Genomic DNA, 22220 nt, shown 5'->3' with positions numbered 1-22220 from the left:
ATCGATGCGATAGCCGGGATTCGAACCCGAGTTAGAAGCTTGGGAAGCTCCTGTCCTACCACTAGACTACTATCGCAGTATTGGTATACAGTTATTTTCAGCCACGGATAAGTATCTTTTTGTCCAGGCCCCGTAAAAAGAGGGAATCGGGCCGATCATACCGTATCTGCGTACCGGGCCGGGTCCTTCTCAAAGGTCTTCTTGCACCCGGGCGCACAGAAGTAGTAGGTCTTCCCGTTGTACTCGCTGGTGAATTTCGCTGTCTTCTCATCCACCGTCATTTTACAGATCGGATCGATCGCCATTCATATCTCTCCGTCAAGTCATAGACTGATAGACAAGAAAAAGAGTTCGGTCCCCCTGGTCACTGGAAGAGAATCTTGGCGAACTCACCGAGAGTGTAATCGACCTTGGGCCGGTCCCGAAGGTACCGGGCCGGCACACCGCCGACCATCACCCAGGGGGGGACATCCCTGGTCACGACTGCACCCGAGGCGACGACCGCACCTTCCCCGATGGTGACCTCCGGGAGGATCGTCACCCGGGAACCGATGTACGCCCAGTCACCGATCGTCACCGGTCCGCCCTTCTCCCCAAAGGTTGGAGAGAGGATGTCATGCTCAAGGGTGTAGATCCGGATCTCTTTTCCGATGTTCACATTTTTCCCGATCAGGATCTTCTCGCGGGCATCGAAGAATCCATGGTCCCCGAGGATCGAGTGTTCGCCAACCCGCATCTTCCAGGGCGAGAAGAAGGTGCTGCCACCATAGATCGTCGAAGACTTCGGGAGCCGGATATGAAAGACAGTCCGGTAGAGAAAGTCCCGCAGATGATGAATCGGGATCTTGCCGGTCATGTTGGCGCCAAATATCATCGACCAGTAAGCCACATACCAGCTCTTCTCAAGCATCCGGTAGAGCAGCGGATGAGTATCGATCAGGCGTCGCGCCCGATATTTGATCTCATAGATGGCGTCATACACAATAGTCAGTACTTGGTTTCCCGCGCATGGATATAAGGATAACAGAAGCCAGGTGGTCAACAGTGCGGATATGCCTTATAGTGAGATAACCTGCATGCAGAAAGAGATGAGGTTATGTAGTTCCACTACCAACGCTTAAACTATAGTATTTGTTGGGCGGAGCTGCTCCTCAGCCCGATCCAGAAAACTACCAGGTGAAACAAGGATGAAAGGTAAGATTGGGATACAGATGATCATCGGGGCACTGTTGTTGCTCTGTCTGATCCAGACAGTGGCCGCAACCACGACGATCGTCGTGGCAGCAGCAGATGCAAGCCCGGCCTCCAAGGCAGCCGCCCAGATCGTCTGTCCGGGCACGAATGATCAGGCATGGATCAATGAAGCGTTCAACCGGCTCCCGGCGGAGGGTGGAATTGTGCAGCTGACGGAGGGAACCTTCCACAGTTCTGGCTGGATCTATCCAAGTCAAAACTCGCAGTTTTTGGGTTCAGGCGAGGACAAGACGACCATCGATGTCTATAATGCGACCGATGCCTACCAGCCGATCCATGTGCAGCAGGACAACGTGCTGATCAAGGGGTTCACCCTCCGTGGTGAGGGGTTCTTCTTGATCAGGACCAACCATGTCACCCTCCAGGACATCACAGCCACCTCCATCGGGGCTGACGGCGTTCGTAAACCATCCGGCGGCAACGGGATGTTCTTCATCTGGGTGGATAACAATTATACCGGGGATATCACCTTCCAGAACTGCAAGGCGATCGACTGCAACACCCACGGCTTCAACATGAACGCCAACCGGGATACGGGTATCAATTCGACCGGGACCAGGACCGGAACCAACAGTTATGCAATCAGCAACCTGAAGTTCGTCAACTGCCAGGCGATCCGGTGCGGGTACGGTGTTGCTGACGGATCCAGTTCGGAGTTCGCAACCGGGTTCGATATCCAGGAGGACAACGACCTGCAGAACGTCGAGATGGATAACTGCCTCGCCGAGGACAACTGGGAGAACGGGTTCCACTTCGAGCCCGGCTACCTGGGGACCAAGAACGTCGTCCTCAACAACTGCGTCAGCAGGAACAACGGGCAGCGCAACCCGGCTGTGGAACCCTTCAACGATGTCTTCGTATCAGGGTATTACATCCACCGGAATGCGATCCTGAACAACTGCGTGGCGATCAACAACAAGAACGCAGGGTTCTTCACCCACGACGGTTCCAACACGACCTTCAACAACTGCGTCGACATCGGGTCGACGTACGGGTTCAAGATCGTCAAGGGGAGTTCAGATATCACCCTGAACAACTGCCAGGGACGGAACGAAAAGGCGTGGGCATTCTGGACTGCATTCTCAGACAAGGTTACGGTCAAGAACTTCTTCCAGGCCAATGCCGGCGGTAAGAGCGGATACCAGGACAACATTGGGTTCTACTATGGCAGCCCAAAGTATGAGTTCTCGACCACGAATTCGAACTTTGACATCACCGCCTTCGGTTCATCTCTGCCGATCATCAACGAGGCCGGCAATGGCAACACCTACTCGCTGAAAACAGCATCCGCTGACCAGGTGCCGACCGTGACTGATATCACAGCGGCCACGGTGCCAGCGGTCTATGTGACCGGGTACTCGGCGACCACGCAGGGTGCCACCCAGGTATCGCAGGTTGTAGCAGTGGCGACCACTGTGGCACCGGCAGCGACCCAGACAACCACGACGACCTCTGACGGCTGGAGTGGATTCGGGAAGTCGTTCGGCTCCACGTCAAGCGGTTTCGGGTCCTTCGGCAGTTCCTCGTCCTTCCAGAGTGGAGGGAATGCACTCGGGGTCGCGGTGTCATCCTCCCAGTCCATTGCCGCTTCGATCGGCTCGACGTGGGGCGGCTTCACTGGCAGAACCTTCGGGTTCTAAACTGGATCCTGTTCCCCAGAACAAGACCAAAATCTCTCATACCCTTTTTTAGTTTTTTTCCATCCTTCAGATGGACTCACTTACGGCATAGCCGAGAGTATCAGGAGGGCTTCGGCGCAGTGTTATACGTCGATCAGATTATGTAGGTGCAGTGCAAAGAGAGAATTAATTATGAGGATCCTACAGCCGGCCTTGCCGGTCGGGTTTCCAATCAGAGAGGTGGAGAGGATGAGAGGTAAATGGGGAATAGAGGTGATCATCGGGGCGCTGCTGGTGCTCTGTCTGATCCAGAGTGTAGCAGCGACCGCCACGGTCGTCGTCGCAGCGGCTGATGCCAGTCAGACCTCGAAGGAGACCGCACAGGTCTTCTGCGATGGTGTCGATGACCAGATCGAGATCAACAATGCCTTCAACATGCTCCCAGCAGAGGGTGGGATCGTGCAACTGACCGAGGGGACCTTCCACAGTTCTGGCTGGATCTATCCGACGGCGAACTCGCAGTTCCTGGGGGCCGGCGAGGATAAAACGACGATCGATGTCTACAACGCGGTCGACCCCTATCAGCCGATCCATATCTACCAGGACAACGTGCTGGTGAAGGGGTTCACCCTCCGCGGCGAGGGGTTTTTTCTGATCCGAACTAACCACGTCACCCTCCAGGACATCACAGCCACCTCGATCGGAGCTAACGGCATACGATACCCCTCAGGTGGCAACGGGATGTTCTTCATCTGGGTGGACAACGACCACACCGGGGAGATCACCTTCCAGAACTGCAAGGCGATCGACTGCAACACCCACGGCTTCAACATGAACGCCAACCGGTCCACAATGCAGGACGGGACCAGAGTCGGTTCAGGCAGTTATGCGATCAGCAACCTGAAGTTCATCAACTGTCAGGCGGTCAGGTGCGGGTTTGGGGTCCCTGACGGCTCGAGCTCGGAGTTCGCGACCGGGTTCGACATCCAGGAGGACAACGACCTGCAGAACGTCGAGATGGACAACTGCCTCGCCGAGGACAACTGGGAGAACGGGTTCCACTTCGAGCCGGGGTATCTGAACACCAAGAACGTCGTCCTCAACAACTGCGTCAGCAGGAACAACGGACAGCGCAACCCGGCCCAGGCGCCCTATCATGATGTCTTCGTCTCAGGCTACTACATACACCGGAATGCGATCCTCAACAACTGCATCTCGGTCAACAACAAGAACGCCGGGTTCTTCGTCCACGACGGGTTGAACACGACCTTCAACAACTGCGTCGACCAGGGCTCGACCTACGGGTTCAAGATCGTCAAGGGATGCGCCGATATCACCCTGAACAACTGCCAGGCACGGAACGACAAGGGATGGGCTCTGTGGTCTGCGTTCACCAAGAACCTCCAGGTGAAGAACTTCTTCCAAGCGAACGCCGCCGGAGAGAGCGGGTACCAGGACAATCTCGGTTACTACTACAGCCAGCCGCAGTACGAACTGCCGGTCGAGGGCTCCTCGTTTGACATCACGGCCTACGGTTCATCCCTACCGATCATCAACAAGGACGGCAGCGGCAACACCTACTCGCTGAAGACGGCATCCGCTGACCAGCTACCGACGATGCCAGCTGATATCATCGCGGCCACGGTCCCGCCGGTCTATGTGACCGGCTCGGTGGTGGCGGTCAGCACCACCCCGGTGACGATCGTCGCAACCACAACACCGGTGGCGACCGCGACTCCAGTCGTGACTCAGGTCTCGACGAGCAGTGATCCCTGGAGTTCAATTGGAAAAGGGACCGGGTTCTCCTCCGGTGGGTTTGGAACCTTTGGGGGTGCATCTGCATTCCAGAGTGGAGGGCTGAACAAACTGCAGGTGACGACGTCGACCTCCTCATTCAGGGCCACGGCGATCGGCTCATCCTGGGGCGGCTTCGGTGGCCGATCCTACGCTTTTTAACCTTTTTTCGGACAAATTCCTTGAGAATAAGGCGATGAAGAGATAGACGAGGATCCCGTCTTCTTTCCAAATGCACTACACCACAGGGGTGATTGGATCCAGTCCGACTACGGCGACAATCCCTAACGGGTTTTCTTTCCTCTGATCCAACTCAATGAATTACTGCACCTGCAGATGTATTTCAATCCCTAACGGGTTTTCTCTCCTCTGATGCAAGAGTGGGTTAATCTCCCCAATTATTCAAATTGATCCTCTAACCAGAAGATGGTTGCCATCGGATCGCCGCAGAGAGAACTCCTCAACGATCACACCCGCCCCCGCTGCAAAAACCGGAGATCAGTCGGGAATTTAATCGGATCCCCATTGGAACAGACGAAGGAACAGAATGGACCCTCAAAGCACCCCTGCTCGATCACATCGAAGGGAATCATTCGAGAGAACCGGAGATCCCCAACCGGCATCCGGGCAAGGTCGTCGACGAGCACCGGATGGTTCATCATGAACAAACCCGTCTTCTGCTGCACCGAAAGCGCTGTCCACTCGATCAGAGCCTTGGTCCGCTTCTTCCCGATGCGGATGTACGCCGGGAGACCGGGCTCACTCCCGTCGAACGACATGACGAAGAAGCGGAACCGGGCTCCGGGTTGAATCTGTGTTCGAGTCCCCATCTTTCCTGTCGGCGAGTTTATCTGTTTCTTTGGGTGGTTCGGCTGCACGTAGTCGTCGCCACAGGCGTTTGCATTCTCTGTTGTCAGACGAAGTGGAGTGATCGGCCGTGCCACCGAAACATAGACCCGGTCTGCCAGTGCTGCCGTATCCTCACGATAGGTCGGTCGCTGTCGCTTCGACCGGCCCGCAGTCCGGTTCACGTACAGACCCTGTGCGTATCCCAGGGCATAATAGAGTGCCGTGTTCAGGATCAGCGGTTTCGTCACGTACCGGTTTCCAGGTTCGAGGGTGGCAAAGAAGAGTTCTCCCATGAGTTCGAGTACCCCTTCGTAAACCCGTAACCCCCTCAGGTTCCTCATCTTCACGCCTGCATGGATCGTCTGCATGGACTCCATCCTCATACCGTAGTGAATCCGTGTAAATTCTTAATCTGGGCCTCGAGTATGGCCTTGAAAGAGGTGTCATCCTGGATCTCCCCAAGAATTTCAGCCGTTCCGGCCTCATCGAATGCCGCAGGGAAGGTGATCCTGTACCGAGCGGCACGTTCTTCAAACCCATGAATGGCTGCCGCTTTGACCGCTTCAAGGTCGAGAGTATCGGCAGTCATCACCGTTCTGATCGACGCCGAATCCAGTCCTCCAGCCAGGGCGAAGATGATCGCACGGGTCACTTCCAGGCTCGAGGGTCCCTCACGCTTGCCGGCATAGACCCCGAGGATATGATTCCTGGTCTTCCCGAATCGGGTCCCGGTTGCACCATACCGTGCATTCCGATCAGTGATGTTCAAGAAGAAGAGAACCTCCTCAGGGGTGACGTCCTTGAGTGTGATCACACAGGGGAAGAGCACGCCCTCTTTGAAGAAGTCCGGCTCGCGGATCCCGGGGGTCGGCTTCCTGACATAGGCGTCCCCGGGTGCGTTCTGGAAGAACTCTTCGACCACGGCGTTCAGGTCCCGGATGGTATACGCCTCGTCGTACATCACCCGCGAGGTGATGCTGACTCCCCCCTCGGATGCAGCGCTTCCAAAGAGAGCACACTCCGGGCACTGCTGACACATCTTCGTGACCTCCATCGAGCACCCGTCCCAGTTCCGGTTGATCTCTTTCATCTCTTCATCGATCAGATCCCGCTGAATTGCCTTCGCCATCCGGCGATCGCTCGCCACCTGTTTGCGACCGAAGAGCTTGCCCACGATCTTATCAGCCTCCCCCACCCGGATGATCGCAGAGTTCGCCTCCACGCCATCTGTCGTGAATCGGGCCGCCGAGAGCAACTCGCGGAGAATCAGAATGGTTACATATCGGCCTTTCGGCTTCTTCTCGGGTTTTTCGAGGGTATAATTCCTGATCGCTTCCCTGAACCGTTCAATCACGTCGTCGTTCATGTCAATATCCACCCTCAGATGCGGTCTGGTTCCCCGCGTTGGATGATTCGACCGACAGGCCCGTCTTCTTCCCGGCGTACATCTGATTGCGCAGTTGAAGCGTGGCCGCATAATACCCGTCGGCGAGGTCGTTCTCTGCCCGTTTCAACTTTCCTGGATTGCCATCGAAGAGCCCGTAGAAGACATGGTCGACGAAGGCCTCGGCAAACCTCAATGTCGATTCTGAATGAGATTGTCCATTGAGACCGTAGAACTGATGCTCCCCGGCCCGCTTCATCATCTTCAACAATCGGCCCATCACCGCGTCGACGTAGTCTTCGCGTTGATACTGCTGAGTTCCCCGTGTGAGGATGGCCCTGACCGCCTCCCGGAAGAGGTGTTCGAGTTTATACGGTTCATATCCCTTCGGGACGGCAACGTCCATCCCAAGAAGAGCCAGTTCATGAAGTGTCTGGATTGTCATCTGATCACCTGCGATCCAATCAAGTTCGAGTGCCCACTCGAGGAGCAGGGTCGGCCGGCTCTGCACCCTCTTCTTCGCATCCTTCCGCGAATTCATCCTCCAGAGTTGCTTGAGAAGGGTACTCCCGGGACAAGCCCGATTTCGAATCGTCTGCAGATGTTTCGAAAAGTACCTATCCTCGATTCTGTTATATGGTCTGTACTCATACCCGAGCACCACGAGGAGCGAAGCTCTCCTGAGAACAAGAGGGAGCGTGGAGAGCCGAATGGTATCCCCAAAGAGATGCTTGACCGCAGCAGGAAGCGCCTCGAGATGGACCATCCCGCAGAACTGGTTGCCGCTCGTCATGCAGATCGGGTTGTCACCCACCACCACCCGGCACCCTGTGGCGGCCGCGAGCAGCATACCCAGGTACGCACCGAAGAACCAGAACTCGGTCTCGTTCTCTTTCACCTTCTTGAAGACCAGATCGTACGTTGCGTAAAGGGTGGAATTGCAGCCAGTGAATCCGGTGGCCGTATACCTGAAGAGAGACCGGCCGCCGCTCTCAGCGAAGAACTCCTGTGCCAGTGCAGCGGGGTCGAGCGCAGTACCGTCCAGCACCCGCAGGGCCAGGGCCCGGACATTCGTCAGAGCCCCCGTATTAAACCGGCTGAGCAGGTCCGAGAGGATCCGCGTCATGAGGGGCGTGTGAAAGGAGTCCGGGATCAGCCGAAAGTAGAGTTTGTCCGATCCTTTCCTGATCTGGTGGCCGATCTCGCGCAGACCCAGTTCGACCTCGACCGGCACTGATACGGAGAGTTTAGGCTCGGCTCCCCCGATCAAACCCCTGTTCGAGAACGAGAAGCCGAGCATGGAGGCATCCCTCGAGGGAACCTTCTCCTCATTGTCGAAGGGAGCGTCCCCGGTCAGTCGGCAGATCCCCCTGCCACGGCAGTACGCACCGAATTTCGAGATCTTATTCTCGAAGATCCCATAGGCTATCGAACCGTTCAGGTTCAGGTTCTCAGAGAACCAGACGAGGAGTTTCTCCTGGTAGGGATAGAGAAGTTTTGACCTGAAGGAGTCCAGTGCTTCTGTCGAGATCCCCGAGAGAAATGCATCGGTCAGGGATTCCAGATACTCAATCTTCCGGTCGGGCGTCAGGTCCCTGAAACGAACGCCGTTAACCTCATGATCCAGCAGGGCACGGGCTATGGCGTACCCGTAGTTCCAGTACCCCCCGACGGTATGATGGTCGTTGCCCCGGTGGTCGCGAGCGTACTCCGCCATACGCCTGGCCAGATCCTCGTCGATCTGGAAGAGCCGGCAGGTCTCGAGGACCGGGTCGGTCGTGGAGAGCGCTCCGACCGCTGCAAGCGGAACGATGATCGCTCTTCGCAGCCCTGCGACAGCCCGGGCATAGGAGATGACGCCGGCCTCCCATCCGATATCGATCCCAAAGTCCTCCTTGAGGTGATGCCGATATCCCACCTGGCTTGGCAGGAGACCGGTACCTTCGATCGAGAACTGCGTTCCCTCGACAGGACGGCCATCGATCAGCACCGATTCGGGAAGGAGCACGTACTTCTTCTGATCCACAGAGTGCGGTCGACACACGATCCGGATGTCGCCAGGTTCTCTGGCCTGGCCGTCGATCACAACCCTGGTGACGAAGGCTCTGAGGATGTCGATGACCGTTGCCGGCGGATGCTGCATCTCGAGGTTCGCTTTCTTGACAAGGAGGGAGGGTTCCACCAGATCGATCTCGATCGTCCTGTTCTTCGCCTCTTCCCGCAGTACAGCCGCGGCCATGAACCCCTTGATCACCGTCGGAATCCCCGAGTAGAAGAAGGAGGCATCTTCCGCCGAGTAGAGTCCCTTGGTACCCTGAACGGAGATACTCCTGGAGAATTCCCTGGGATCAGAGATTGCAGCATGGCAGGAGTTGAGCACATGCTCGAACTCGCGATAGATCTGCATCACCGCCTCCAAGTCCAGGGCACCGGGCTCGACATCATGGGGGCCGATGTAAAGCACGCCGGTCTCGAAGACGAGGAGGGGATATACCCCCTTCTGCCCCATCCATGCAGACACTCCCGTGTGCACCAGGTTCGTGAGGATCCCGATCGGCTCCTGGAACCGGTGATACGAGAAGGCCAGTCCGGGATCTATCGCCTCAAGCGCCGTGCGCATCGAGGTGGTGACCGAGGAACTCATCTGGCCGGCCAGGGTCTCCGCGAATTTGAGCCATCGGAGAAGGTCAGCACCCTTTCGCGACATCCCGGCAGGATCGCCTCGAGCGCTTTGGAGCGCGACAGAGACGGCTCGATAATCTGCAGGGGTCAGGGTGGGAGCATACGCAGCGAGCCCGAACTCATCCGCGATCGTCTCTACAAACGCAGCCGGGGTATTGGTCTGCTCCTTCCGGTCCCGATCGATGCACTGGTGGAGATTATGGACCGCAAAGAGGGCGACCGCCTCTCGCACCCCGGCCTCAGAGAGGGCTGCAGAGGATTTGAGGGTAAGAAGTACTTCGTTCAGTTCGACCATAGCACAGACACCGTTGCGGATGTGATTCAGCATCGGTTGATCGACTCTCCCGAATTCCACGTTCTTCGCAGGGAGAAGAGCGTACGGGGAAGCAGCAATCGCCAGGTCGACCATCGTGAAATAATCCGTCAACGCTCGGTACGAGGGGATCCTACGCCCGGTTGTCCTCTGGAGTGTCTCCACCTGCTCCTGCATGGAGGTACTCCCGTCACTCCTCATTGGCACCACCCTGGACCGTGACCTTCACCTGTCCATATCCCCGGGCCACACCCGAACCGACGCCTGAATACTCGGCAAAGCGGGAGAGGAGGAGAATGGTGGTTCTGAACCACTCTGGGGTGTTTGTGGTGAAGGAATACCGGCACGGACCGACGAAGCCCTGCTTAAATATGGGTTTATTTAGCCTTTTTTTCTGATCTGTGACTGTGTTCGTCAGTACGCTGTAGGTGGCGAGGTTGAAGAAGTTCGGCCGTTCCACCAGATATCTGCCGAAGTCATCACGGCTGGCATCCAGTCGATTCTCGTTGGGGAAAACTCGATTCCACTTTGAGAGGATGGAGTTGAAGACTGCGATTCGATTCGGATACATCTCAGTTACCGTGCTGTTCCGGTACTGGATGCAGGTCACGGTTTCAAAGTTGAACTCGAGCAGGGGTCGGGTATAATTCCGATTCTGATGCACCCAGTCGTCGATCGAGACGCTCTGATCTTCGATATGCACGACATTGAAATCGCCCTGGTCGAGAGAAAGCACCCTGTGTCCCAGGATGAACGGCATTGCCAGATGATGAAGGATCTCTTCGTCGCGCGGGTCTGTAATGCCGATCCGGAGGTGGTAGGGTTGGTTGGGAATCACACGTTTGCGGTTCGCGCTGTCAGTCTGTTGAAAGGGACCTTTGAATCCTCCAAGCGAGAAGGATGAGATGGGCGAGTCATGAACCCGCTGACTGACGTTCGGAGACGATCCCTTCATGAGTCCCAGGAGGGCTGAGTAGAGTTGATACCCTTCATGAAGAGGGATCTCAAAGGGCTCGTCTGCCACGAGTATGAGATCAAGCCTGCGCATCTTCATCTCCTGGCAGAAGGCCCACACCCCCGGTATCAGAATCGACAGAGAGGCATTCCCACTGAATTATCATAAGATTCCTCCTCAGCGCCTCCGGCCGCGGGCCGCGATCGCTGCCGCTCCAGTGATGAGAAGGATGGCAATCCACCAGGGAAATCCGGCGGCTGGTGTCGTCGTTCGCTCCGGCGTGGCGTTTGATACTCCGCTGATCTTGTCGAGCGCGTCCTGTTCCCCTTTGCGGGCGTACTCCTGTGAGGGGTCCAGGCGTACCGACCGGTTGTACGCATCTGCTGACTCCTGATATCGTCCCAGGATCAGCAGCGTCCTCCCTTTGGCCCCCCAGAGGTGTGCATTGGTGGGTTCGATCGTGAGCCCCTGCTCGTAGGCCTCAAGAGCTCTCTCGTGCTGGCCGCGGTCGTCGAAGACGATCCCCTGATCAAAGTAGTCCTGTGCGGTCTCGGCCGCCACAGCCGGAGAGACGAGCAACAGCCCTGTAATCACCAGGCAAATGATTGCTCCACCTGCAATTCTCATCGTCCTCCCCCCATAGCCAGGGACTGATCTGCCCCCTTCATCGCATGAAGGACAGAGAAGCAGGAGAGATCCTGAGAGAAGGCCTTGAGCGAGCTGTGGCGTGAGTACAGCGCCCGGGAGCGGTCGTCCCGCCAGACCTCCGTTGCCTCCAATTCGACCGTCGCTGGTGGCGGCAGGACGTAGGGACTCTGGAGCAGGAAATAGGTGTCTTCGAGACCAGGGATCGATCGGCGCCAGGCTTCAAAATCGGCGAGGTCGATACTCAACTCTCCAACCGGGATCCCGGCTCCGCCAAGCCTGTCCTTCAATGATCCAAAGAGCGGCAGGAGTGCCGCGGGGGGAAGAGTGCGGTCATACTGCGACTGCCGGTCCCCCGGAGCGCTCTCAACACATCTCTGATAATGGAGGGTGATCGGGAGGAGTGTCTCCAGTTCCTCGTCAAGAAACTCGTGAAACAGTACCTTTAATCTCCGATACACCCGTGTTTTTATCCACCTGATGGTTTCCATTTATCCTATCCAAGGAGCAATGCCGCCGAAGGGGCAATGCTGATCCGATTGACAGCCGGAGGTCTTACCTCGGCAATTTTTCCAGTCGTTTCGGCGTCCTTGGAGTTCGCAGAGAGAGAGGGTCGGTTGCCGTCATGCCGCTGACGGGCCAGAACCACAGTCCCTGGTTGGATGCAAGTCTCCATTCACCACCTGCCGTGACGATCTCTCCGGTTTCCAGAGAAGACCGTCGCATCATCTGTCTCGATGCAAACGGTAGAGGTTCAGTGTATAGTATATGGTCAGAAGAGGAGATATAATTTTCTCTAAGGATCTGATCTGAGGGCATTTCTGCCCAGATATGGCAGCAAATACACGAAAAAAAGTGTGCCGTTTCACAGGAGAGCGATGAGATCCGTCCTATTTCAGGATCAAAAACAGGCAGATGCCTGATCGCCGGCATGGTTCAGGGCTGCACTGGTCTTCGGCTGGAAGATCTCCAGAGGCGATGATAACCTTCTTCGACCTGTTCACCTGCAACAACAACCCGGAGAAGTCTAGAAGAAATACCGGATCAGGAGAGATCAGGCTGCAACGTAAAAGAGCGGCTACTCAACGATCGATACGATAAAATGGAAGTGATTCACTTCCAGGAGGTCTTCGCAGCGATCGGCTGCTCGGTGCGGGGCGAGTGCCCGACAGGCTGCTTCCTGGACTCTGCAGTCGCCACAGGTATGGCCTTCTTCATCGGCTGGACCGCCTTTCGTTCCAGGACCAGCATGAACGAACAGTAGATCCGCTCGCCAGGATATCGCTCCATCAGTTCCCCGAGGTTGTTAATGGAGACGACCCGCGCCGAGAGGGTCGGGGGGACCACCGAGAGGACATGCCGGGCAAAAGCCTCAGGGGAGTAGTGACGGGTGTAGGAAGCCTGGAAGGTGTCATCCCGCCAGATCCTCGTGGCGTCATCATCGATCTCCTGAACCGGCGGGAGGGTGTAGGGACTGTGGAGCACAAAGTAGGTCTCGTCCAGGTAGAGAGGGAGGATCGCACATCGTCCGTGATCGTTGAGGATCCGGTCGGCCTCCTTGATGAACTGTTTGTCGGTATCCCCATAGAAGAGCTCGAACGCACACTGCGTCGAGAGGGCCGAGGCGAAACCATCGGGGAGGCCGGTCTCGACGACGTTGGCCCCGATGTCCATCCCATGGATCCCTTTCTTGTGGATCAGATCCAGGCGGTAGGCCTTCATCCCCTGCCTGCGCAGGATCGGCGCCCACCGGCTCTTCGCAGAGGCGATGTCGATGTAGACGTCCTCCTTGGTCAGGTGGAGCTCACGGTAGACCAGGTAATGCTCCAGGCACTTCTCGATGTGCATATCCCCAAACGTCCGGTAGAACCGTTCGAGCCCGGAGAACTCCTTCAGCCACCGGGCGAAGTCGTCCAGGTCGATGGCGGTGTCGGTGACAGTGACCCCGGTGGCGACCAGCCGGTCCCGGAGGTCAGCAAAAATTTTAAGCGCCTTTGATGGCCGGAGGGTGTGGTCGAAGCGCGACTGCCGGAGGGACGGGTCGCTCTCCAGAAATTCCTGATAGTGGGTGGTCAGCGGCAGGAGTCTGGGCATCTCCTCCCTCAGATATGCGCGGAAGCGCCGTTGTAGAATAATATCGACACAGTCTTTGGCCCAGTCGATCGCTGATCCAATCATCCATTTCCATAAGTCCTGAGATTATATACATTTTCTCAATCAGACATCCGGTGTTTTTAGTTTTTGAAAGACCTGCAGAAAGTCCCTGTTTTAAAGCAGAGGGGTGGTTTCCGGGTGTTTACAGGCTAATAATGCCCAGATAAAAAAAGAATGCACCGCCGGTCAGCGGCACTCCCGGGGGATCATGACCAGCGAGTTGATCAGCAGGGCCGCAGTCAGCAGCACAAGCCCAAGTGCTGCGACGAAAAGGCCGGCGCCGAGCAGGGCCAGGCCGACAGAGCCGGGGAGGGTGAAGAGGAACCGGCCGGCAGAGAGGGAGAGGAGGCCGACAACCAGCATCACCGTTCCATAGAGCAGGTATGAAGGGACTGGATGCGCGAAGAAGAGCAGGTCCCGGGCGAGCATTTTGACTTTGATCAGCTTCTCAGACCGCGGTATCCGGGACGATCCTATCGCCTGCTCGTCGGAATGGTGCAGATATACATTCAGACCGGCCCGTTCCACCAGTTTGCTGACCGCCAGGGCGGTCGGTTGCGGGGCGCTGGAGCCGATCACTGCGGCTGCGGCTGCAGAGAGGAGGATCAGCGCACGCCATCCCTCGATCTGGGCAGGCGCCGGCCCTTCGACCATCGCACAGTCGGCCCCTTTGCTGGACATGGCTGTGCTCAAAACCGCGAGCCCCTGTTCAGGGAAGAGATAGAGCAGCCCTGCAAGCACCACGATCACTCCAGCACCGGCTGAGGCCGCCTCATTCGAGGCCCTGACCAGCGCCTCCCCGGGACTGGTGCAGATGATCACCTCTGCACCAGCCTCAGCAGCGATCCTGGCCGTCTCATCGGTCGACGTCAGGTCATAGACGATCACCCGATCCCCGTTCTTGGCTGCAAGCAGGACCTGAGATCCAATCGTGAGTGCCTGATCCTTACAGACCACCGCGATCAGCTGCTCACCCTGCACCCACTCCCGGTTTCTCACCAGGTGTCGACTCTTCCGTGCGGCAACTTCTCTGATACTCACCATCTCCCCCACATGATCATGGATATACAATACAGACTGGAACTGTTGAGCAGAAAAAAGAATGGGGTAGTATCGATTGGATCAGTTGTTTCTGCGTGCAATCAGCAGCAGACCAACACCACCGAGCGCAACCAGAGAGAGGAGGCCACCGGCCATTCCGGACTTCTGGGTTGCAGTCGCGTTAGGTGCTGAGGTGCTCGCATTGGAGACGATCGTCTTCTGAACGGTCACGTTGGTTGCGTTCGCAGTCGTGGTGATGGTCGCGTTGATTGCAGATGCATTGACTGTTGCATTGAGCGCAGATGCGTTGGCAGTTGCGTTGAGCACAGTCTTGTTGATGGTTGCATTGAGTGCAGTTGCGTTGGCAGTTGCATTGAGTGCTGTCTTGTTGGCAGTTGCGTTGATTACTGTCTTGTTGGCGGTTGCATTGAGGGTGACGTTGACGGCAGGTGTCTGGGTTGCGGTCGCGTTCTTTGCGCCGACACCGGTATAGTCATCGCTGCCTGCATAGTTGCTCTGGGAATACGGTGTTGGGATCACATAGGTCACGTTCGGGTTGACGGTAACAAGAGTGGTGACGTTTGTGATGTTCACGATCGTATACGTCGGAGTCACCGTCACGTTGGTCAGGTTCGGGATGACGTAACCGACTGCAGTCCCATTGGCTGCAAGGAACGCGGTGGTATTGTTCATGCCGGGGATGACCGAGGCTGCGACTGCTCCGGTGGAGAAGACGCCGCTGACTGCAGATGCCGAATCGGTGATGTCGGTGAAGGTCGTCAGGTCAGAGGACCAGTACCGGACATGGTCGATGGTGACGGTCATGGGGTTGATCCCGCTCTTGAGCTGCTTGAAGGTGAGCTCAGCGAGTGGGTAGCTGCCGGCCGGGTATCCGTGCTTGAAGTCTCCCAGGGAGATCTGAACCTTGCCGCTCCCGACAAGTGTTACATCGGTGGTGTTGCTCGGGACCTTGATGGTCGAGCTGACGAACTCGATCGCAGTTGGATCGAACGTGACGTAGACATACGTGTCCCCAAAGTTGGGGTTCCAGTTGTTGTTTACAGAGACTGTTGCTACGCCTGTCTCTCCGACTGATACGTTCCCGACATTGGAGATCGAGAAGGTGCCAGTCCCTACTGCGCTTGCTGATGCAATGCAGAAGAGCGAGAGGAGTAAGAGCACTATGAGATGCTTGCCAAACTTCATAACAATACTCTGATAGCAGGTTTTAAAAGGATTGTGACTGGATTCACCCATCTGATCGAAAGATTGCGGGCATGGTTTATATGCGGGGGTCAAATCCCGCCGTACATTTATAGATTTCCAGGAACAACTATAGATTTTATCTCGGCCATAGGACCGGAAGCCGGCGCGAACAAGCACGCCTTTCGGTGAAACAGGGGCCAATAACGGTTATTTACTCAGCGCGCAGCCCCTGACATGTGCCGCGCATTAAAGAGAGGGGATGATCTCAGGCGCTGAGTGCTGATCCAGTCCCTCTCTGCCGGACAGCCGGCGGGGTGTAGGTACGGAGCAGCAGCGAGAGCGAGATGACCGTCACCGAGGAGAGGGCCATCGCCAGGGCGCCGTACTCGGGGCGCATCAGAAACCCGGTGAACGGGTACAGCACGCCGGCGGCGAGCGGGATCAACAGCCCGTTGTAGGCGAATGCCCAGAAGATGTTCTGCCGGATCCGCTGCATCACCTTCGCCGAGAGCTGGAGGGCGGCCACGACACCCAGGAGATCCTCATGCATCAGCACGATCGACCCGGTCTCGACGGCGACATCGGTCCCGCTGCCGATCGCGATCCCGACATCAGCCTGCGCCAGGGCCGGAGCGTCGTTGATCCCATCTCCAACGAACGCGACCACCTCCCCCTGCTGCTGCAGCCGCTTCACCTCGGCGGCCTTCTGGTCGGGGAGCACCCCGGCGATCACCAGATCTATTCCGGCCCTCCCGGCCACCGCCTCGGCCGTGACCCGGGCGTCCCCGGTCAGCATCACGACCCTCCGGCCGGACTTCTTCAGGGCAGCGACGGCTGGCGGGGCGGATGGCTTCAGCACGTCCGCGATCGCAATCAATCCGGCCATCTGTCCGTCGACGGCAACCATCACGACCGTCTCACCGGCCTGCTGATGCGAAGCCGCCTGAGCAACCAGGGCCAGGTCTGCCTCTACCCCCAGTTCGTCCAGATATCCACCGCTCCCGACCAGCACCGTCCTCCCGTCGATCAGGGCCGACGCACCGCGACCACTCGACGAGGTGAACCCCGTAGATTTGGGGAGGGGGGCACCGGCCTTCTCGGCCGCCCTGATAACAGCGCCAGCAAGCGGGTGCTGCGAGTTGAGTTCGACGGCAGCCGCCATGGCGAGGAGGCTCTCCCTGGCCGCGTCGCCAGCCGTGGCGATGACCGCAGTCACCTCCGGACGCCCGACCGTCAGTGTTCCGGTTTTATCGAAGACGACGGTCGTCACCTTCTCGGCGGCCTCGAGCGCGTCCCCGTTCCTGACCAGCACTCCGATCGCCGCCCCGCGACCGAGACCGACCGTCACCGCCGTCGGCGTGGCCAGTCCAAGCGCACAGGGGCAGGCCACCACCAGCACCGCGATCAGCGTCGAGAGGGCGAAGACCAGCGGGGCGTGGAGGAGGAGAAACCAGACCAGGAACGCAAGGACCGCAACAGCCAGCACGGCCGGGATGAACCAGGCGACCACACGATCTGCGATCTGCTGCACCGGCGGCTTCGAGCCCTGCGCCTCGCTGACCATCTGGACGATCCTGGCCAGCATCGTCTCGCTCCCGACCTTCTCGGCACGGAAGGTCAGCGCACCAGTAGCGTTGAGAGTCCCGCCGACCACCTGATCCCCGGGGAGTTTATGGACTGGGATCGGCTCGCCGGTGATCATCGATTCGTCGACACTGCTCTCCCCCTCGGTGACCGTGCCATCCACCGGGACCCTCCCACCTGGGCGGACCATCAACAGATCCCCGACGACCACCTCGGAGAGGAGGATCTCGGCCGGCCCGTCCTCCCGGACCACCGTCGCCGTCTCCGGCTGGAGGGCGATGAGCGCCCGGATCGCCTGCGAGGTCGCTCCCTTCGCCCGTCCTTCCAGGAACCTGCCGAGCATCAGGAACGCACCGAGCATCAGGGCGGTGTCGTAGAACATGAACTCGGGGGTCAGCACGATCGAGAAGGTGCCGAGGATCGAGGCGCCCATCGCCACCCCGGTGCCCATCGCGTACATCACGTCCATCGTCAGCGCGCCGTGCTTCAGCGCCGTCGCGGCCGCAGAGAAGATCGGGGCGGTGACATAGACGAATGCCGGCAGACTGATCACCAGCATCACGAGCCCCATGTACGGAAGCATCGGGAAGAGGAACATGATGGCCATCAGGATGCCGGCCACCACAAACCCGACCGAGAACCGCTTCACCTTGTCCCAGAGGTCCTTTTTGAGGGCAGCATCCACCGCCTCGTCGGTCACCTCCCTGTCGAGGCCGAGGAACGTATACCCGGCCCCCTCGATCGCCTCCCGCATCACCGCAACCGAGGTGAGGGAGGGGTTATAGGTGACATAGGCCTTCTCGCTGGCCAGGTTCACCGTCGCCGTGGAGACCCCCGGCAGATCCAAAAGGGCTGCCTCGATCGTCTGGACGCAGACCGCACACATCATCCCGCCGATTCGGATCACCGCCTCGGCACGGACGACCTCGTACCCGGCGTCAGTCACCGCCCCTTCGAGGGCGGCAAGGCCGGTCTTCCCCTGATCGTAGTGGACGGTCGCGGTGTTGGTCGCGATGTTCACCTCGGCCTTCTCGACCCCCGGCACCGCGGCCAGCGCCTCCTCGATGGTGACCGCACAGGTGGCGCAGTGGATCCCGCTGATCTGCAGCTCGGCCTTCTCTGTCTCCTCCATACGAATGCCTATCGGCCGCAGCCCTAAAAAAAGTGTGCATTTCTGCACCGGATATCGTATTGAACGCACCATTCCGGACCGATACCGATCTTTGACTCACAGGAGTCAGAGACTGGTCCTATCCTGAACGAACTGCAAATTGTTCTGTCTGCCTAGGCCCGACCGTACTTGTCCTCGAACCGGACGATATCATCCTCTTCCAGGTACTCGCCGATCTGCACCTCGATCACCTCAAGCGGAATCCGGCCCGGGTTGCCGAGCCGGTGTCGAGAGCCGGTGGTGACGAAGGTGGACTGCCCCTGGCAGAGGAATTGGGTGTCACCGTTCAGATGCACCTCGGCCATCCCGCTGACGACGATCCAGTGCTCGGACCGGTGGCAGTGGAGCTGAAGCGAGAGCCACTTGCCCGGGCTGACCGTGACCCGCTTGATCTTGTAGAACGGCCCGGTCTCAAGGACCTTATAAGATCCCCAGGGACGATGCTCCTCGAGGTGATGCTCGGTGATCGCGTTCTGCTGCCCCTTGAACCGGGCCACCAGGTCCCGGACCTTGTCGGTCTGATCCTTGGCGCAGACGAGCAGCGCATCCCCGGTGTCGACGACCGCCAGGTTGTTCACGCCGATCAGGCCGATCGCCTTCCCCTTCGCATGCACATAGTTACCGGTCGCATCGATGTACTCGGCCTTCCCTGCATTCCCTTTCGGGTCGTGGGCTGCATGATCATACAGAGCCTTGAAGTCCCCCATGTCCGACCAGGCGCAGTCCAGCGGGACCACGGCGACCCGCTCGGAGACCTCAAGCAGCCCGTAATCGATCGAGAGGTTCTGGAGGGCAGCGTACTCCTCCGGCACCCCGGCGGCGAAGGCCGCGGCCATCGCCGGCTGATACCGTTCAAGCTCCTCGAAGAAGATCGTCGTTCGGAGGAGGAACATCCCCGAGTTCCAGAGGTAACCGGCCTGGCAGTAACCCTCAGCGGTCTCCTTATCGGGCTTCTCCTTGAAGGAGTCGACCGCCGACCCGCAGACCAGCGGGGCGCCGGGGCGGATATACCCGTACCCGGTGTGCGGACAGTCCGGCTTCACCCCGAAGGTGACCAGGTGGTCCTCGGCCAGCGGAACGGCCGCCTCGATCTCCTGCAGGGCCGCCTCATCCAGATGGTGATCGCTCGGGAAGACCACGGCGATGGCATCACCGCATTCGGCCCGGATCGTCGCCATCGCCCAGGCGATCGCCGGCAGCGTGTTCCTGCCGCAGGGCTCCCTGAGCAGATGAGCAGGGTCGAGGGTGGCCCCGACCTCCTCGAGCTGGTTGTTGACCAGGTACTGGTGGGCCTCGTTGGTCACCACATAGATCTCGTCGGCGGACGCCAGCTTCCGGGCTCGCAGCCAGGTGGCCTGAAAGAGCGAGTGGTCACCGATCTTCAAGAACTGTTTGGGGAACTGAACCCTTGATAGCGGCCAGAGCCGGGTCCCTGAACCCCCTGCAAGGATGATACATTTCATGAGAGAGTATTGGTGGTACACGGGCATAAGCCCTCTGTGATCCCGGCCTTTCGAAGTGTATCCCAGATCAGAGCGTGAAGAGGTGTCTGGCCGCAACCACCCGGAAGAGGCCGCCCCGGGCCCCGCAGTCCAGCCAGCCATAGCCGTAACTCGAGCAACTCAGGCTCTCTTCAAACGATCCCTGCCGGAGCATTGCCTCGCGAAAGAAGAGGGTGGCGACCGCTTCGATCCTGTGCGCCACCGGAAAGAGCGAAGAGCCGGGGTCGGGGGCGACCTCGACCGAGCCGAGGGCCTCGTCCAGCATCCGGATGTACCGCCCGGCCTTCTCCTCCAGCCGCTCCTGTTGATCGGGGCCGACCGGCCCCTCCATCAACAGCAGCCCGACCGGCCCTCCTCCCCTGACCAGCCCGAGCGTCCCGCCGGCGTCCAGCCAGCCGGCCCCGTAGGCAGCAGAGGCGAGGGCGTTCACCTGATCCCCCAGTATAAAAAAGGAGAGACCATCCTCCCTGTACGACCGGGCCATCTCGATCACCTCCCCACCGAGAGAGCAGAGCGGGGTCTTCTCAGGGGCGGAGGGAACTGCCCCTTCGAGGCCGACACCAAGGGCAGCGAGCCCGTCGGCGATCCTCATACCGATAGCCCGGCGAAGACCTCGAGGTACTCCTGCTCGACCGGGTGGAGGGTGGCCGGCACGATCAGCACATGCAGTGGCCCACCGAAGTCGATTCCGCGCAGATGATCGGCTGTCCCCGCCCGAACCACCGGACTGACCGATCCCGCCCGTGCGACACCGATATAGGTGGTGATGGAACCGCCCACCCGGACAGCCATCTCCTCGAGCAGGTCGATCGCCTCCCCGACCCGCATGTACCGGTCCTGCTGGATATCCAGGTAGACGAGCGTGTGGAGGTCGGCAGCCAGGTTCTGCCGGACCACCTCGTACGGGGTCAGAGGGAACCAGTTCTTCTGTGGGAACGGGACCGAGCAGGACTTGCCGAACCGGTAGTTCTGCAGCCCGGTCAACCCACAGACCGCGGTCTGGATCGAGGCGCCATGGATGATCCCGGTCGGGATCCCGCGGGCGGCGGCCCGAAGCCGGAGGTCCATATGGGTGGTCGAGACCATCGGATCCCCGCCGGTCAGCACCACCACGTCGCCGGCTGCGGCGGCGTCCAGGATCGGCTCGGGGTGCTGCTCGACATCGGCCCGGGCGAGGACGATCACCTCCTTCCCATAGGCCCTGACCAGATCCTCGATCGTCGTCCCCATCAGCCGGGAGGTGTAATACTCCAGAAAAACCGCATCGCTTGCTCTGACAGCCTCCAGCCCCTTCACCGAGATGTCGCCGGCGTCATAGAGCCCAAGCCCCACAAAGGTGAGCATTCAGTCCCCCCCTGGGAAGGTGATCGCTTCATCCTGGTACCGGTACTGGATCCAGGCGCTCTGCCTGATTCCTCGTCCAACTATACGCATCGACATCGTATCATCCTCCCGTTTCACTTCGAGCGTATGAGTCATCAACTGTGTGATCACCGAGATAGTCCGCTCATCGAAGGAGGTCGAGGTGAGCGTATAGAGTCCAAGTCCCTCCATCTTCTTCACCCTGGTCGTCAGCATATGCAGGAACTGGTAGGTCTCCTCGAGCTTCCGGTACATCAACAGCGTCGAGATCGAGTTGAGCATCACCCTGACCGGGGGTGGAAAGAGACCTTCGTCATAATCGGGGAACTGCCCGGCGAAGATCGCCTCGACCATCTTCCCAAACTTGATCCCGAGCGAGGTCAGATCGGTCGGGCTGGCCGTGAACTTCAGCTTGTCGGCCTCAGCGATGTTCGGGTTGGAGATCCGGGTGACCGTGTCGATCAGTCCGATCGCGGCCCGCTCTGCCCCAAGCGAGCGGAACGTGGTCAGGGCCTCCAGGTAATCGTCATCGGTGGTGACCAGCAGCGTATAATCGCCCGGCCGCGGACAGGCGAGCAGGTACCCAATCCTGGCCAACTCTGTCAGGGGGGGACCGAGGATCAGCAGATTCGATCCCTGGGGGAGACCGCCGGCCACTTCATCGATCAGGGGGATGCCAGTCTGGAACGTGTACATATCGAGTAC

19 protein-coding genes and 1 tRNA gene are annotated in these 22220 nt (G+C 58.8%); 2 read left to right on the top strand and 18 right to left on the bottom strand.

The window, feature by feature from the left end:
- Positions 1–5 precede the first annotated feature (5 nt).
- The 3 genes from MPAL_RS00680 to MPAL_RS00675 all read right to left on the bottom strand — a co-directional run bounded on the left by MPAL_RS00680 (position 6) and on the right by MPAL_RS00675 (position 982).
- Positions 6–76 (bottom strand) — tRNA-Gly (locus MPAL_RS00680).
- Positions 77–155: 79 nt separating this feature from the next.
- A complete protein-coding gene (locus MPAL_RS14895) occupies positions 156–305 on the bottom strand; it encodes a YHS domain-containing protein (protein ID WP_012616844.1) in 150 nt (49 codons plus the stop codon).
- Positions 306–364: 59 nt separating this feature from the next.
- Complete coding sequence (locus MPAL_RS00675) at positions 365–982, bottom strand: acyltransferase (RefSeq protein ID WP_012616843.1); 618 nt, start codon at positions 980–982, stop codon at positions 365–367.
- 205 nt (positions 983–1187) lie between these two features.
- Here MPAL_RS00675 and MPAL_RS00670 point away from each other — a divergent pair, with 205 nt between their 5' ends.
- Positions 1188–2894, top strand: coding sequence for a right-handed parallel beta-helix repeat-containing protein (locus MPAL_RS00670; protein WP_012616842.1), 1707 nt, complete (start codon positions 1188–1190; stop codon positions 2892–2894).
- 171 nt (positions 2895–3065) lie between these two features.
- Positions 3066–4829: a right-handed parallel beta-helix repeat-containing protein gene (locus tag MPAL_RS00665; protein ID WP_012616841.1), complete on the top strand. Its 1764-nt coding sequence runs from the start codon at positions 3066–3068 to the stop codon at positions 4827–4829.
- A gap of 305 nt (positions 4830–5134) precedes the next feature.
- Here the strand turns inward: MPAL_RS00665 and cas5d are convergent, their stop codons facing one another.
- The 15 genes from cas5d to MPAL_RS00595 form a co-directional block, all read right to left on the bottom strand.
- On the bottom strand, positions 5135–5884 hold the full coding sequence (gene cas5d / locus MPAL_RS00660) for a type I-D CRISPR-associated protein Cas5/Csc1 (protein ID WP_012616840.1): 750 nt from the start codon (positions 5882–5884) through the stop codon (positions 5135–5137).
- A gap of 11 nt (positions 5885–5895) precedes the next feature.
- Positions 5896–6882, bottom strand: a complete 987-nt coding sequence (gene cas7d, locus MPAL_RS00655; protein WP_012616839.1) for a type I-D CRISPR-associated protein Cas7/Csc2 — start codon at positions 6880–6882, stop codon at positions 5896–5898.
- A gap of 1 nt (position 6883) precedes the next feature.
- On the bottom strand, positions 6884–10096 hold the full coding sequence (gene cas10d, locus MPAL_RS00650) for a type I-D CRISPR-associated protein Cas10d/Csc3 (protein ID WP_048144973.1): 3213 nt from the start codon (positions 10094–10096) through the stop codon (positions 6884–6886).
- Positions 10086–10943 carry a CRISPR system precrRNA processing endoribonuclease RAMP protein Cas6 gene (gene cas6, locus MPAL_RS00645; protein ID WP_012616837.1) on the bottom strand — a complete coding sequence of 286 codons (858 nt, stop codon included), beginning with the start codon at positions 10941–10943 and terminating at the stop codon, positions 10086–10088. Before cas6 ends, cas10d begins: the two co-directional genes overlap by 11 nt.
- An 84-nt stretch (positions 10944–11027) precedes the next feature.
- Positions 11028–11477: a tetratricopeptide repeat protein gene (locus tag MPAL_RS14035; RefSeq protein ID WP_012616836.1), complete on the bottom strand. Its 450-nt coding sequence runs from the start codon at positions 11475–11477 to the stop codon at positions 11028–11030.
- Entirely contained in the window at positions 11474–11956 is a 483-nt protein-coding gene (locus MPAL_RS00635) for a hypothetical protein (protein WP_048144971.1), read from the bottom strand. The genes MPAL_RS14035 and MPAL_RS00635 overlap by 4 nt, the downstream gene beginning before the upstream one ends.
- A gap of 35 nt (positions 11957–11991) precedes the next feature.
- Positions 11992–12171 carry a hypothetical protein gene (locus MPAL_RS16055; protein WP_158303595.1) on the bottom strand — a complete coding sequence of 60 codons (180 nt, stop codon included), beginning with the start codon at positions 12169–12171 and terminating at the stop codon, positions 11992–11994.
- Positions 12172–12608: 437 nt separating this feature from the next.
- Complete coding sequence (locus MPAL_RS00630) at positions 12609–13589, bottom strand: hypothetical protein (protein WP_148208086.1); 981 nt, start codon at positions 13587–13589, stop codon at positions 12609–12611.
- Positions 13590–13835: 246 nt separating this feature from the next.
- Positions 13836–14693 (bottom strand): hypothetical protein, encoded by an 858-nt coding sequence (locus MPAL_RS00625; RefSeq protein WP_012616833.1) that lies wholly within the window; start codon positions 14691–14693, stop codon positions 13836–13838.
- 78 nt (positions 14694–14771) lie between these two features.
- Positions 14772–15896, bottom strand: coding sequence for a hypothetical protein (locus tag MPAL_RS00620; protein WP_012616832.1), 1125 nt, complete (start codon positions 15894–15896; stop codon positions 14772–14774).
- Positions 15897–16161: 265 nt separating this feature from the next.
- Positions 16162–18612, bottom strand: a complete 2451-nt coding sequence (locus tag MPAL_RS00615) for a heavy metal translocating P-type ATPase (RefSeq protein WP_012616831.1) — start codon at positions 18610–18612, stop codon at positions 16162–16164.
- Between the two features lie 152 nt (positions 18613–18764).
- Positions 18765–20114: a mannose-1-phosphate guanylyltransferase/mannose-6-phosphate isomerase gene (locus MPAL_RS00610; RefSeq protein WP_048144967.1), complete on the bottom strand. Its 1350-nt coding sequence runs from the start codon at positions 20112–20114 to the stop codon at positions 18765–18767.
- Between the two features lie 67 nt (positions 20115–20181).
- Positions 20182–20745: a DUF357 domain-containing protein gene (locus MPAL_RS14030; protein WP_012616829.1), complete on the bottom strand. Its 564-nt coding sequence runs from the start codon at positions 20743–20745 to the stop codon at positions 20182–20184.
- Positions 20742–21497: a diphthine synthase gene (gene dph5, locus MPAL_RS00600; RefSeq protein ID WP_012616828.1), complete on the bottom strand. Its 756-nt coding sequence runs from the start codon at positions 21495–21497 to the stop codon at positions 20742–20744. Before dph5 ends, MPAL_RS14030 begins: the two co-directional genes overlap by 4 nt.
- A complete protein-coding gene (locus MPAL_RS00595; protein WP_012616827.1) occupies positions 21498–22211 on the bottom strand; it encodes an RAD55 family ATPase in 714 nt (237 codons plus the stop codon).
- Positions 22212–22220 lie beyond the last annotated feature (9 nt).

Source organism: Methanosphaerula palustris E1-9c, from assembly GCF_000021965.1.
GTDB lineage: Archaea > Halobacteriota > Methanomicrobia > Methanomicrobiales > Methanospirillaceae > Methanosphaerula > Methanosphaerula palustris.
Note: the sequence above shows the minus strand (reverse complement) of the source record. Positions and strands in the feature narration are given on the sequence as shown.